We start from the raw sequence: 13,273 nt of genomic DNA, 5'->3' as shown, positions 1-13,273 counted from the left end.
GAAGAAATGCGACCGGGACGGGATTCGAAGCGCCTACTCAGTAGCGAATACCTGAGGGCTACTTGACTTCGTCCGGGTGCAGCACAACTGTAGCACCTTTGAAGTCAACAGCCAGAACCAACGCCTGCCAGGGTGTCGCGGCTCGCGAACCCACCAGTTCAGCGGCCGCGAGTCGCTGACCCGGGTCGCTGCAGAGCACCAGGATGCTCGGCCCCGCCCCGGAGACGACGGCCGGGAACCCGGCCGCGCGCAATTCCTGGATCAGCCGATCCGTCTCGGGCATCGCGCTCGCGCGGTAGCTCTGGTGCAGTTTGTCTTCGGTGGCGGCCAACAGCAGCTCGGGGCTCTGGATGAGCGCCGCGATCAGCAGCGTCGAGCGCGACACATTGAAGATGGCATCGGCGTGGGGCACCGATTCGGGCTGGAGGCTGCGGGCCAGCGCCGTCGACATGGTCTCCTGCGGCACCAGCACGAGCGGCGAGACGCCGCGATGCACGATGAGTTTCTTGAACTGGGGGCCGTCGGGCGTGGTCCAGGCGATGGTGAGACCGCCGAACAGGGCCGGCGCCACGTTGTCGGGGTGGCCCTCGAGCTCGGTGGCGCGGGCGAGCAGCCCGAGCGGGTCGATCTCGACGACGCCTTCCAGCAGACCCTTGGCGGCCATCACGCCGGACACGATCGCGGCGCCCGAGGAGCCGAGCCCGCGACCGTGCGGGATCGCGTTCCTCGCCACCAGGTGGAGCCCGGGTAGCGGCTGCCCGTAAGCGGCGAAGGTGTGCGCGATCGCCCGCACCACGAGGTTCGTCTCATCGGTCGACACCTCGCCCTCGCCCACGCCGTTCACCTCGACGAAAGCGCCGGGCTCCTCGCGCACCGAGACGGTCAGCTCGTCGTAGAGTGCGAGCGCGAGTCCGAGCGTGTCGAAGCCGGGGCCGAGGTTCGCCGTGGTGCCGGGCACCCGCACCGTCACGGTGCGGCCGGCCAACGACACCGGCGACGCACCGGCGAGGGTCACGAGTCGCCGTTCTGCGAGGCGTCGCGGGCGAGACCCAGCACGCTCGCGATCTCGGCGGAGTCCACCGGCACGATGGTCGGGGTGACCTCGGAGCCGTCCTCGGAACGGAGCGCCCACTGCGGGTCTTTCAGGCCGTGACCCGTGACCGTCAGCACCACGGTCGAGCCTGCCGGGATGACTCCGGCTTCGGATCGCTCGAGCAGTCCGGCCACGCTGATCGCCGACGCGGGTTCGACGAAGATGCCGACCTCGGCCGAGAGGATGCGGTGGGCGGCCAGGATGTGCTCGTCGCTGATCGCGCCGAAGTAGCCCGAGGTCGCGTCGCGTGCCGCGAGGGCGAGCTCCCACGAGGCCGGGTTGCCGATGCGGATGGCGCTCGCGATGGTCTCGGGGTTCGTGACCGGGTGGCCGAGAACGATCGGGGCCGAGCCAGCCGCCTGGAAGCCGAACATGCGCGGCAGTTTGGTGGTGGCGCCGCGCTCGAGCTCCTCGGTGTAGCCGCGGGTGTAGGCGGTGTAGTTGCCCGCGTTGCCGACCGGCACGATGTGGAAGTCGGGCGCATCCTGCAGCACCTCGACCACCTCGTAGGCGGCCGTCTTCTGGCCGGCGATGCGGTCGGGGTTCACCGAGTTCACGAGGTGCACGGGGTAGTTCGCCGAGAGATCGCGGGCCAGGTCGAGACAGTCGTCGAAGTTGCCCTGCACCTGGATGAGCTGCGCGTTGTGGGCGATGGCCTGGCTGAGCTTGCCCATCGCGATCTTGCCCTCGGGCACCAGCACGGCGGCCGTGATGCCGGCGTGGGTGGCGTAGGCGGCGGCGGAGGCCGAGGTGTTGCCGGTCGAGGCGCAGATGACGGCCTTCGCGCCGTGCTCCACGGCCTTGGAGATGGCCATCGTCATGCCACGGTCTTTGAACGAGCCGGTGGGGTTCATGCCTTCGAACTTCACGTAGACGTTCGCTCCCGTGCGAGCCGACAGCGCCGGCGCCGGGATGAGCGGCGTGCCGCCCTCACCGAGGGTGACGATCGGGGTCGCATCCGTGATGTCGAGACGGTCGGCGTATTCGCGCAGAACCCCGCGCCACTGCCGTGACGGGATCGGCCGGGACGGGATGCGGGGGGTTTCGTCGGCCACTAGGGCGTGTCTCCTTCAACTCGTAGGACTGATTCGACCCGAACGACCGCGTCGTTCGAGGAAACAGCCGCCACCGTCGCCGACAGGGCGGCTTCGGGGGCTTCGTGCGTCACAATGACAAGGGTAGCGGTGAGTGCTTCGCCCGGTGGACGCCCGGGTTCGGCCGACGCGACGGTCTGCTGCACCGCCTCCACCGACACGCCGTGCTCGCTGAACAGGCCGGCGACCTGCGCGAGCACACCGGGTTTGTCGGTCACCAGCAGGGTGATCTGGTAGCGCGTGTTCACCGCGCCGATGCCGAGGATGGGCAGGTTCGCGTGGGTCGACTCCCCCACGCCCGGACCACCGGCCACGTGCCGACGAGCAGCCGAGACGAGGTCGCCGAGCACGGCCGAAGCCGTCTCCAGGCCGCCGGCACCCGCGCCGTAGAACATCAGGTCTCCAGCGGCCTCGGCCTGCACGAACACCGCGTTCTTCGCTCCGTGCACGGCGGCGAGCGGATGCAGGCGGCTGATCAGCGCGGGATGCACCCGCACCGTGACGCCCTCGATGCCGGTCGACGCATCCGTCAGCCGTTCGCAGATGGCGAGCAGCTTCACGACGAACCCGGCGCGTTTCGCAGCCTCGACCTCGTCGGCCGTGACCGCGGTGATGCCCTCGCGGTAGACGGCCTCGACCGGCACGGCGGTGTGGAAGGCGAGGCTGGCGAGGATGGCGGCCTTCTGCGCGGCGTCGTAGCCCTCGATGTCGGCGGTCGGGTCGGCCTCGGCGTAGCCGAGCGCGGTCGCGGTGGCCAGGGCGCCCTCGAAGGTGTCGCCTTCGGTGTCCATCCGGTCGAGGATGAAGTTCGTGGTGCCGTTGACGATGCCCATCACGCGGCGCACCCGATCGCCCGCGAGACTGTCGCGGAGCGGCCGGATGATCGGGATGGCGCCGCCGGCCGCGGCCTCGTAGTAGAGCTGCGCGCCCACCTGCGCAGCGGCGTCGAAGAGTTCGGGCCCGTGGGTGGCGAGCAGCGCCTTGTTGCCCGTCACGACGTCGGCGCCGGAGTTGATGGCGAGCAGGATGTATTCGCGCGCCGGCTCGATGCCGCCCATGAGCTCGACCACGATGTCGGCGGACTGGATCAGGGTGTGCGCATCCGTGGTGAACAGCTCGCGCGGCAGGTCGGTGTCGCGCGGGGCGTCGACGTCGCGCACGGCGATGCCCACGAGCTCGAGGCCGGCCCCCACGCGTGCGGCGAGCTCGTCGCCTTGTTCGAGCAGCAGGCGCGCCACCTGGGAGCCCACGGAGCCGGCGCCGAGCAGGGCGATCCGGAGGTTGCGGTATTCGATCATCATTGGTCTCCGACTCGTTCTCCGGTGTAGGCGGCGTCGCGCGCGAGCAGGTCGTGCTCGGTCTCGCGACGCACGATCAGCCGCGCCTGTCCGCCTTCGACCGCGACGACGGCGGGGCGGCCGAGGTAGTTGTAGTTGCTCGAGAGCGACCAGCAGTAGGCGCCGGTGGCCGGCACCGCCAGCAGGTCGCCGGGCTGCACGTCGCTCGGCAGGTAGTCGGCCTGCACCACGATGTCGCCGCTCTCGCAGTGTTTGCCGGCGATGCGCACCAGGGCGGGGTCGGCATCCGACACCCGGTTGGCGAGGCGCACCGAGTAATCGGCGCCGTAGAGCGCGGGGCGCGCGTTGTCGCTCATGCCGCCGTCGACGCTGACGTACTTGCGCACCTCGTCGGCGTGCGCGCCGTTCTCACCCGGCACGCTGACGAGCACGTCTTTGATCGTGCCCACCTCGTAGAGCGTGGCGCCGGCGGTGCCGATGATCGACCGGCCCGGCTCGAAGGCGAGGGCGGGAACGGGGATGCCCAGACGCGCGCACTCCCCCGCCACCGCGTCGACGATGGCGGCCGCGAGCTCGGCGATGGGCGTCGGGTCGTCGGCCGTGGTGTAGGCGATGCCGAACCCGCCGCCGAGGTTCAGCTCGGGCACCTCGCCGCCGCCGAGCAGCGCGGCGTGGGCGTCGAGCAGGCGGGCCGCCGACTCGGCGAAACCCTCCGACCCGAAGATCTGCGAACCGATGTGGCAGTGCAGGCCGAGGAAGTGGAGTTCAGGATGCGAACGGATGGCCTCCGCGAACTCCTCCGCCTGGTCGAGACGCACGCCGAACTTCTGGTCTTCGTGGGCGGTGGCGAGGAAGTCGTGGGTGTGGGCGTGCACTCCGCTGTTCACCCGCACGCGCACCGACTGCACCCGGCCGTGCCGGCGGGCGGCCTCGGCCACCCGCTCCACCTCGATGGCGCTGTCGATCACGATCACGCCGACCCCGGCGCTCACCGCGCGGTCGATCTCGGCGAGCGACTTGTTGTTGCCGTGCAACCCGATCCGGGCTGGGTCGACCCCCGCGGCCACGGCGACGGCCAGTTCCCCTCCGCTGCAGACGTCGATCGAGAGGCCCTCGCCGGCCATCCAGCGGGCGACCTCGATGCTGAGGAACGCCTTTCCGGCGTAGTAGATCTTCGCCGAGCTCCCGACGCGGGCAGCCTCCGCGGCGAAGACGTCACGCAGCTCGCGGGCGCGGGAACGCGCATCCGTCTCGTCGACGACGTAGAGCGGGGTGCCGAACCGGGCGGCGAGGGCGCCGGCGGAGACGCCGCCGATCTCGATCTCGCCGTCGGCCGCGCGGGCTGCGGTGCGAGACCAGATCGGCGCCGGCAACGCGTTCGCGTCGTCGGGGTGGGCGAGCCACGCAGGGGCCAGCGGGCTGGACGTCATGGGAATCCCTTTACTGTGTCGTCACCCAGGACGGGTTCGACGGATTGGCACGGTGCACGGAAGCACTGTGCGGGGAGGCACTGGGGCGAGCGGACCCGGATTGGTCCCTGAAGCCGTCCGAACTCTCGGAGATGACAAAATTCTACCGGGTGCCTTCCCTGTGTTACGCGGGGTTCGGCCGGTGATCGCTCAGGGGCAGGTGCCGAGGGTGCGCAGGCTGTCCTCGCTCAGCACGAAGTCGCGCGCGGTGAGGTGCGCCGTGGCCCGCCCGTCGGAGATCTCGAGCGAATCGACCTCGGCGCCCTGCGGCAGGTACTGCGCCACGCAGACGGTGATCGGATCTTTCGTGAGACCGCCGAGGATCGATCCGAGATCGACGTCGACGTCGTTGGACCCCTGCGTCAGCGTCGCGTTCTGCGGCTGGATCACGACGTCGGTGCCGGAGGCCGTGACCTCGCCGGTCACCCGGTAGCCCAGCTCGAGGCCGAAGATCGTCACCGTTCCCTCGTAGGACACACCTCCGTCATCGAGGCCGAGCGTCGCGTCGCCCGGCAGCTCCACGATGCCGTTCACCGCATCCTGATCGAGCGAGACCGCCGCCTCGATGTCGCCCACCGGCTGGCTGAGATCGGTGGGCACGTCGCGCGCGACCACGTGCGCCGAGATCGGCACACCGTTCACGGTGAGCTCAGGGGCATCCAGCTGCACCTCGCCGAAGCTGCCGGAGAGGAGTTGGCCGAGAAAGGAGAAGCCACCGATCTGCACGTCGACATCGCCCTGCACCGTGTCGGGCAGCTGCGACTCGATCTCCGACTCGGCCTGTCCCTCGGCATAGGCACGGATGGCGATGTCGGCCACCACGACCAGCACCGCAAGCACCACGACGATGCCGATGAGCCACCACAACCAGCGCAACGAGTGCCGTTTCGGGGCGGCGGGCTCGGTGGGGGCCACGTGGAACTCGGTGCTCATGCCCCTATCTTCACATCACATGCGGTCGGGAGCGGAGACCCCGATCAGGGCCAGTCCGTTACGGATGACCTGGCCGGTGGCGTCGTTCAGCCAGAGGCGCGTGGCGTGGATGGCCGAGATCGGTTCGTCGCCGAAGGGCAGCACGCGGGTCGCGTCGTACCACCGGTGGTAGTAGCCGGCGAGCTCCTCGAGGTAGCGGGCGACCCGGTGCGGTTCGCGCAGCTCGGCGGCGTGGGCCACGATGCGCGGGAACTCCTGCAGCACGCCGATCAGCGCCGTCTCGGTGGGGTGTACGAGAAGCGCGGGCTCGAAAGTATCGCGGGTCACCCCGGCATCGGCCGCGTTGCGGGCCACCGACCGGGTGCGGGCGTGCGCGTACTGCACATAGAACACGGGGTTGTCGTTGGTGCGCGAGCGGAGCTTCTCACCGTCGAGCGCGAGCGGCGAGTCGGCCGGGTAGCGAGCGAGCCAGTAGCGCAGCGCGTCGGCGCCGAGCCAGGCCAGCAGGTCGTCGAGTTCGATGATGTTGCCGGCGCGCTTGGAGAGCTTCGCGCCGTTGAGGTTCACCAGCTGGCCGATCAGCACGGAGAGGCCGGTGTCGGGGTCGTCGCCCGCGGCGGCGGCGAGAGCCTTCAACCGGCCGACGTAACCGTGGTGGTCGGCGCCCAACAGGTAGATCTTCTCGGGGAAGCCGCGGTCTTTCTTCGACAGGTAGTAGGCGGCATCCGCGGCGAAGTAGGTCACGACGCCGTTCCCACGGGTGAGCACGCGGTCTTTGTCGTCGCCGAAATCGGTGGTGCGCACCCACACCGCGTCGTCGGCCTCGTAGACGTGACCCTGGGCGCGCAGACGGGCCTCGGCGTCGTCGATCGCCGTCAGCCCCGTCGCGGCATCCGGGGCGTGCAGCGACCGCTCGGAGAAGAACACGTCGAAGTGCACGTGGAAGTTCGCCAGCGACTGCTTGATCTCGGCCAGCTGATACTCGTAGGCGAGATCGCGCGCGATGGCGACCGCCTCGTCTTCGGGCTTGTCGAGCAGGTCGGGAACGGCGGCGAGCACGCGCTCACCCAGCGTCTGGATGTAGGGGCCCGGATAGCCCTTCTCAGGCGTCGGCAGGCCCTTGGCGGCGTGCAGCACCGAGAGACCGAAGACATCCATCTGGCTGCCGGCGTCGTTGATGTAGTACTCGGTGGTGACCTGGGCTCCGGATGCCTTCAGCACGCGGGCGATCGAGTCACCGAGCGCGGCCCAGCGGGTGTGGCCGATGTGCAGGGGGCCGGTCGGGTTCGCCGAGACGAACTCCATGTTGATGGTGTGCCCCACCAGCACCTCGTTGTGGCCGTAGCCGTCTCCGGCCTCCACGATCGTGCGGGCGATCTCGGCTGCTGCCGCCGTCTCCAGCGTGATGTTGATGAAGCCGGGGCCGGCGACCTCCACCGAAGCGACGCCGTCGATCGCTTCGATCAGCGGAACGAGCTCCCCCGCCAAGTCGCGCGGATTCGTGCCGATGCGCTTGGCGAGCTTCATCGCGATGTTCGAGGCCCAGTCGCCGTGGTCGCGGTTGCGAGGGCGTTCGAGCGCGACATCCGACTCGGTGATCGTGACGCCCTCGACGGAGTCGAGACGGTCGGTCACGATGGTGAACAGAGCGGCGGAGAGGTCTTCGGGAGTCACGGCGGACAAGCCTATCGCGCGCACCTGACGGCCAGGCACCGGGATTCAGCGCAGACGCACCAGCTGCGTGATGTCGTCGTACGGCAGCACGTCGACGACGGCCGTGACCTCGAGGCGGTCGAGCACGAGGTTGCCGCCGTGGTTGGTGAGGAAGGCGGTGTCGGCCGCGTCGCGCCCGGTCGCGATCCGAACGAGCGACTGACGCGGTGCCAGGGTGGTGGCGTCGACGACGTGCCAGGCGCCCTCGACGAAGGCTTCGGCGACCGCGTGGAAATCCATCGGGTAGAGCCCCGGCGCGTACACCGAGACCAGTCGCGCCGGCACATCGAGCGCGCGCAGCAACGCGATCACGAGGTGGGCGTAGTCGCGGCAGACGCCCTTACGCAACAGCAGGGTCTGCACGGCGCCGTCGGTCGGCAGGCTCGATCCCGGCACGTAGCTGAGCTCCGACCCCACCCAGGAGCTCACGGCTTCGAGCAGGTCGCGGTCGAACAGCCCGCGGAACTCGCCCAGCGCCGTGGGCATCAAGGTGTCGGACTCGCAGTAGCGACTCGGCCGGAGGTAGCGGATGAGGTCGACCGGCTCCACCGGCGCATCCGGGGCTTCGCCCTCGACGGTCGCCTCGTAGACCGCGGTGAAGCGGCCCGGAACCACCTCGAACTGGTGCAGGCGGGTGCCGTGCGCATCCGTGATCTCGAGTGGTTCGATGGGGCGGCCGTCGACCCGGAAGTCGATGATCTCGCGAGCGAACGTCGCGTCGGGTGCGGCGGCGATCGAGAACACGACGGTGGTCGCCTGGTCGACGGTCGCGTCGATGTAGGCGGTGACGGATCGCTGCATGATCACGATCCTGTCACGGTTGTGTGCCGATCGACGACGGGCCGGAGCCTGACCGAGCGGGGCTCCACATCCTGCTAACCTAGTCAGGCACCCGGGCCCCCATAGCTCAGGGGATAGAGCGTCTGCCTCCGGAGCAGAAGGCCGTAGGTTCAAATCCTACTGGGGGCACCATTCGCCACCCGCCTCAGTCGGCGGGGCCTCCCGATGCCGTGTCCTCCTGGGTCTCCGCGTCGTGGTTCTTCTGCTGCGACGACTCGGCATCGTTGCCCGCACCATCGGGCAGTTCGTCGGGGTCGGTGCCGGGCTTCGTGGAATCGCTCTGATCGCTCATGCCGTGCACGCTACGCCCGAAGGCGTGAGCGCGGTAGGGATCAGAGCAAGCGCACGAAGTAGTAGCTGCCCCAGAGGCCCGGGTTGTGGGTGACGTAGCGACCCCAGTCGGGCGAGTGGATGACGCCGCCGTGACCGTCGTAGATGCCGATGTGCGCCCCGGGCCACACCACCAGGTCGCCCGGCAGGGCGTCCTGCGGGGAGACCTGCACGCCCATGGCGGCCTGACGACTGACCAAGCGGGGAAGCCGGATGCCGAACTGACCGTAGACGTACTGCGTCAGGCCGTCGCACCCGAAGCTGTCGCTGGGGTCGGCGCCGTAGCCGTAGGGCACCACGCCCACGAACTGCTCGGCGAAGGCCACCACGGCATCGCCGCTGTAGGACTGCGCGGGCGGCGTGATGTTGATGTCTCCACCGCCACCACTGCCACCACCGCCGGAGTTGCCGCTGTCGGAGCCACCACCACCGCCACCGCCGCCCGAGCCGCTGTCGCCGTCATCAGCAGCCGCGGCCGCAGCCGCCTCGGCGCGTGCGCGGGCATCCTGCTCGTCCTGCAGCCGCTGCTTCTCTGCTGCGACGGCCTGCCCGGTGTTGAAGTCGGCCACCGTCTGGGCCGTGTTCTGCTGCAGGGCGGCCAGCTGCACGGTGAGCTCGGCCTGGTGCTCCTCCTGGTCGAGCAGAGCGCCTTGCACCACCTTCTGGGCGTCGCGCGCGGCCTGCAACGAGGCATCCGCGGCCGATGCGAGACCTTCGAGCTCCGACTGGGCGAGGGCCGCTTGGCGGCTGAGCGACGACGCGGTGTTCGCATCCTGCTTCGCCTTGTCGAAAACGCCCTGGCTGGTCTCGCTGAGCTTCGACATCGTGCCGAGCTGGTAGAGCAGGTCTTCGGTGTCTCCCCCGGAGACCATGAGGTGCGAGGTGAGGTCGTTGCCGGCGCTGCGGGCGAACTGAGCCGCGAGACCGGCGGCGCGCTTGCTCGACTCCTCGGACCCGATCTTCGCGGCGTCGGCCTGCGACTGAAGCGATGCCGCCTTCGCCGTGCCGTCGGCGAGGGCCTTCTGCGCCACCTGATCGGCCTCCCACGCCTTCTGCGCCACCGCCTGGGCCGAGTCGACCTGTGCCTGGAGACCGGAAATCAGCCCCTGGATCTCGGCGATCTGGCTCTGCTTGGCGCCTTCGTTCGCCTGCGCGGCGACCACGTCGTCCCAGGAGGGGTAGTCGTCGGCGGCAGCGGGCGAGGTGACGAGCAGCGTGGCGGCCAGCGCCATCGCCGACACCAGCGCAGCAGCGCCCAACCCGCGCTTACCGCGGAACGTGCTTGACGCGGTGACCCGCATGACTCCCCCGAACGATCGGTGACGCGGCGCCAATTCACATCAGTCACACACGCAACAGCAACAACGCTGATCACAATAGCAACTCACCGGCGTTTCTAACAGCCGGATGCGTGGCGGCGGCGTTATAGTCCGCGTCGCCGACGCGCCTGGCGACGTGCCAGGCGGCGGTCAGGCGGTGGTCAGGCCGCGAGCGAGGCGGGCACGGCGAGCGTGCCGAGGAGGGCGGCGAGCTGGCCGCGTGGGGCGCCCGGGTCTTCGGGGTGCCACTGCACACCGAGCACCGGCGCACTCGTGTGCTCGATCGCCTCGATCAGTCCGTCGGATGCGCGGGCCACGACAGCGAGCCCCGCACCCAAACGGTCGACGGCTTGGTGATGCGCACTGCGCGTCTGAGCAACCGGACCCAGGCCGTCCAGCAGTCGGCTGCCCGCAGCGATGTGCACCTCGTGGGTCGACATGACCCGCTCGATGGGCACGTCGTCGTGGCGGTGCGACGACCCCTCACCCAGGTCTTGGATGAGGGTTCCGCCGAGGGCGACGTCGATGATCTGGTGTCCGCGGCAGACCCCGAGCAGCGGCGTGCCCCGCTGCACGGCGCGTTGCACGAGGGCGATCTGGGCCTCGTCGGCGCGCTCGGCGTGTGCGCCCTCGCCGCGGTAGCCGCGGGCGGCGCCGTAGAACTCGGGCGCGACATCCTCTCCTCCGAGAATGAGGAGGGCGGCGGAGTCGTCGGTGCGGCGGAGCGTCTCGTCGCGCCCCTCGTCTTGTGCCGCGACCACGTCGACCTGCCAGCCGGACTGCACCGCTGCGGCGACGGCCCGCTCGATCAGGATGCTCGAATAGGCGTGATAGTCCGGAGCGTGCAGGCGCTCGCGCGTCACGACGACGACGCTGAGGCGGGCTGCGGAATTCACCCCTTCATCCTGCCCATGCCGAGTGGGCAGTGCATCCGGATGCGTAACGAAGCGACACATGCCGCAGCGGGCATCCGATTCCCGCTCGCCTGCGCAGCTCCCGGGAATCGTCGGGAGAACATCCAGTTCGCATAGACGGCCCCCTCCCCGCTCTCCTAGAATCTGGGTCAATGAGACCCCCGCACCGGAATCGCCGAGCGGCGACGCTCCGCTCACTGTTCGCCGTCGTCGTCGCCGCGATCGGGCTCTCCGTGCTGGCCCCGGCACTGCCCGCCTTCGCGGGTGACCCAGTCGATCTGAACGGCGCCTACATCCTCGACGAATCAGGAGTGCTCGGTTCTGATCAGGCGGCGCTCCAGGATGCGCTCGACACCCTGTCGACCGAGCACGGCGTGAACCTCTTCGTGGTCTACACCGACAGCTTCACCAACCCCTCCGACCGCCAGCAGTGGGCGAACGACGTCGCGGAGAAGAACCAGTTCGGCACCAACGACGTGCTGCTCGCCGTGGCAACCGAAGACCGGGTGTACCAGCTCTCGGTCGATCAAGGGTTCCCCCTGAGCGACGATCAGCTCGCCGCCATCGAGACCGACGACATCGTGCCCGCGCTGCGCGACGACGACTGGGCGGGAGCCGGCATCGGCGCCGCTCAGGGCATCGGCCGGGAGCTCGGCGGAGGCGGTGGCAGCGGGGAGGGCGGCTTCGGCGGCGGTCTCGTCTGGGTGGTCGCCATCCTGATCATCGTCGTGGTGGCCGCGATCATCGTCGTGGTCGTGTTGCGACGCCGCAAGAAGATCGACGCCGGCGTCACCGCGAAGGCCGCGGCCGCGGGCCCGACGCAGAAAGAACTCGATCGAGAGGTCGGTGCCGTGCTCGTCGATCTCGACGACGCCGTGACGACGAGTGAAGAGGAACTGGGTTTCGCCGTCGCGCAGTTCGGCGCCGAAGCCACCAAGAACTTCTCCGACGTGCTTGCCACGGTGAAGGGCAAGTTGTCCGAGGCGTTCGCCCTCAAGCAGAGGCTCGATGACGCCGAACCCGACACCGACGAGGAGCGCCGCGCCTGGTCGCAGCAGATCATCGCCATCTGCGACGAGGCTGCCGACGCTCTCGACGCCCAGGCCGACGCCTTCACGGCGTTGCGCGACCTCGAGCGCGACCCCGCGACGGCGCTGGCGACCGCGAACACCGAACTCGCGGCTCTTTCCGGCAGTGGAACCCAGGCGCGCGAGCGGCTCGCCCGCCTCACCGAGCAGTACGACCCGCCGGCGCTCATCACGGCCGGTGGCAGCATCGAGCAGGCCGACCAGCTGCGCAGTTTCGCTGACGCCCAGCTCGCGTCAGCCGCCACCGCCATCACCGCGGGCGACTCCGCCCAGGCTGCCCTGAGCATCAGCGCGGCGCGGCAGGCGGTCGCGCAGGCGAGCACCCTGGTGACGTCGATCGCCACTCTCGAAACCGATCTGCAGAAGGCCGGCGCCGGCCTCGCCGCCGCGATCGCCGACGCACAGCAGGACATCACCGAGGCGGCCCGCATCCAAGCCTCCGGTACCTCCCCCGACCCGAACCTGCCGGGTCTCGCCACGGCACTCGGAGTTGCCGTGCACCGAGCCCAGACCACCGGCGCGCGCGACCCCTTGAACGCACGGATGGCCCTCGAGGCCTCCAACACCCCGCTCGACCAGGCGCTCGCCACCGCCCGCACCGAGCAGGAGCGGGTCTCGCGACTGATCGCACAGCGCGACCGAGCCATCGCCACGGCGCAGAGCGAGGTCGCCGCAGCAGTGAATTACCTGCAGACGCGACGCGGTGCGGTGGGGCCGGATGCGCGCACGCGGCTCTCCGAGGCCCAGCGTCACCTCGACCAGTCGCTCGCGCTGGCCACCACCGATCCGGAGTCCTCGCTCCGGGAGGCGTCAACGGCGGCCAGCCTCGCATCGCGGGCGACCGCGTCGGCGCAGCAGGACGTCAGTTGGGCGCAGACCTCCGGCAACCAGGGCATGCCGACCGGCGGCGGAGGCGGAGGAGACTTCAGCGGCGCACTGCTCGGCGGCATCATCGGCAGCCTCCTCGGCGGCGGAGGCGGCCGCTCCAGCGGAGGCTTCGGCGGTTGGGGCGGAGGCGGAAGCTCCCGCGGCGGTTGGGGTGGCGGCAGCCGTGGAGGCGGAGGCGGTTTCTCCGGCGGGCGGTCAAGCGGCGGCAGCTCCGGCGGCCGGCGCGGGGGCGGAGGTCGATTCTGACCCGCCCAGCACTCGCCGATCCCTCGTTCCCACCAGCATCCGCGTCAG

At 69.9% G+C, this 13,273-nt stretch carries 11 protein-coding genes and 1 tRNA gene; 2 read left to right on the top strand and 10 right to left on the bottom strand.

The genetic code is table 11. From position 1 onward, the window contains the following. Positions 1-58 precede the first annotated feature (58 nt). From thrB to N1027_RS14160, 7 genes are all read right to left on the bottom strand, one after another. Positions 59-1,015, bottom strand: a complete 957-nt coding sequence (thrB, locus tag N1027_RS14190) for a homoserine kinase (RefSeq protein WP_259508784.1) — start codon at positions 1,013-1,015, stop codon at positions 59-61. Continuing rightward, positions 1,012-2,148 (bottom strand): threonine synthase, encoded by a 1,137-nt coding sequence (gene thrC / locus N1027_RS14185; RefSeq protein WP_259508783.1) that lies wholly within the window; start codon positions 2,146-2,148, stop codon positions 1,012-1,014. Before thrC ends, thrB begins: the two co-directional genes overlap by 4 nt. Then, positions 2,148-3,485 (bottom strand): homoserine dehydrogenase, encoded by a 1,338-nt coding sequence (locus N1027_RS14180; protein ID WP_259510398.1) that lies wholly within the window; start codon positions 3,483-3,485, stop codon positions 2,148-2,150. The genes thrC and N1027_RS14180 overlap by 1 nt, the downstream gene beginning before the upstream one ends. Beyond that, positions 3,485-4,915, bottom strand: coding sequence for a diaminopimelate decarboxylase (lysA, locus tag N1027_RS14175; RefSeq protein WP_259508782.1), 1,431 nt, complete (start codon positions 4,913-4,915; stop codon positions 3,485-3,487). Before lysA ends, N1027_RS14180 begins: the two co-directional genes overlap by 1 nt. A gap of 189 nt (positions 4,916-5,104) precedes the next feature. Further along, positions 5,105-5,887 (bottom strand): LmeA family phospholipid-binding protein, encoded by a 783-nt coding sequence (locus N1027_RS14170; RefSeq protein ID WP_259508781.1) that lies wholly within the window; start codon positions 5,885-5,887, stop codon positions 5,105-5,107. 15 nt (positions 5,888-5,902) lie between these two features. After that, positions 5,903-7,561, bottom strand: a complete 1,659-nt coding sequence (gene argS, locus N1027_RS14165; protein WP_259508780.1) for an arginine--tRNA ligase — start codon at positions 7,559-7,561, stop codon at positions 5,903-5,905. A gap of 45 nt (positions 7,562-7,606) precedes the next feature. Next, positions 7,607-8,401: a transglutaminase-like domain-containing protein gene (locus N1027_RS14160; protein ID WP_259508779.1), complete on the bottom strand. Its 795-nt coding sequence runs from the start codon at positions 8,399-8,401 to the stop codon at positions 7,607-7,609. A gap of 95 nt (positions 8,402-8,496) precedes the next feature. On the opposite strand from N1027_RS14160, the gene N1027_RS14155 reads away from it, so the two are divergent. After that, positions 8,497-8,572, top strand: a tRNA-Arg gene (locus N1027_RS14155). A 13-nt stretch (positions 8,573-8,585) separates the two neighbouring features. Here the strand turns inward: N1027_RS14155 and N1027_RS14150 are convergent. From N1027_RS14150 to N1027_RS14140, 3 genes are all read right to left on the bottom strand, one after another. After that, positions 8,586-8,732, bottom strand: coding sequence for a hypothetical protein (locus N1027_RS14150; protein WP_259508778.1), 147 nt, complete (start codon positions 8,730-8,732; stop codon positions 8,586-8,588). A 40-nt stretch (positions 8,733-8,772) separates the two neighbouring features. Next, positions 8,773-10,071 (bottom strand): C40 family peptidase, encoded by a 1,299-nt coding sequence (locus tag N1027_RS14145; protein WP_259508777.1) that lies wholly within the window; start codon positions 10,069-10,071, stop codon positions 8,773-8,775. Positions 10,072-10,250: 179 nt separating this feature from the next. Beyond that, positions 10,251-10,985: a gamma-glutamyl-gamma-aminobutyrate hydrolase family protein gene (locus tag N1027_RS14140; RefSeq protein WP_259508776.1), complete on the bottom strand. Its 735-nt coding sequence runs from the start codon at positions 10,983-10,985 to the stop codon at positions 10,251-10,253. 170 nt (positions 10,986-11,155) lie between these two features. Between N1027_RS14140 and N1027_RS19945 the strand changes: the two genes are divergently transcribed. Next, positions 11,156-13,225, top strand: a complete 2,070-nt coding sequence (locus N1027_RS19945; protein WP_284439045.1) for a TPM domain-containing protein — start codon at positions 11,156-11,158, stop codon at positions 13,223-13,225. Positions 13,226-13,273: the final 48 nt, after the last annotated feature.

The sequence above is a fragment of the Herbiconiux aconitum genome, from assembly GCF_024979235.1.
Taxonomy (GTDB): domain Bacteria; phylum Actinomycetota; class Actinomycetes; order Actinomycetales; family Microbacteriaceae; genus Herbiconiux; species Herbiconiux aconitum.
The sequence above is the reverse complement of the archived record's forward strand: the minus strand, read 5'-3'. Positions and strand labels throughout refer to the sequence as shown.

Excerpts from the sequence above, each read along its gene's own strand:
- N1027_RS14180 (WP_259510398.1), bottom strand. The coding sequence starts at position 3,485 with ATGATCGAATACCGCAACCTCCGGATCGCCCTGCTCGGCGCCGGCTCC.
- lysA (WP_259508782.1), bottom strand. The coding sequence starts at position 4,915 with ATGACGTCCAGCCCGCTGGCCCCTGCGTGGCTCGCCCACCCCGACGAC.
- N1027_RS14170 (WP_259508781.1), bottom strand. The coding sequence starts at position 5,887 with ATGAGCACCGAGTTCCACGTGGCCCCCACCGAGCCCGCCGCCCCGAAA.
- N1027_RS14160 (WP_259508779.1), bottom strand. The coding sequence starts at position 8,401 with ATGCAGCGATCCGTCACCGCCTACATCGACGCGACCGTCGACCAGGCG.
- N1027_RS14150 (WP_259508778.1), bottom strand. The coding sequence starts at position 8,732 with ATGAGCGATCAGAGCGATTCCACGAAGCCCGGCACCGACCCCGACGAA.
- N1027_RS14145 (WP_259508777.1), bottom strand. The coding sequence starts at position 10,071 with ATGCGGGTCACCGCGTCAAGCACGTTCCGCGGTAAGCGCGGGTTGGGC.
- N1027_RS19945 (WP_284439045.1), top strand. The coding sequence starts at position 11,156 with ATGAGACCCCCGCACCGGAATCGCCGAGCGGCGACGCTCCGCTCACTG.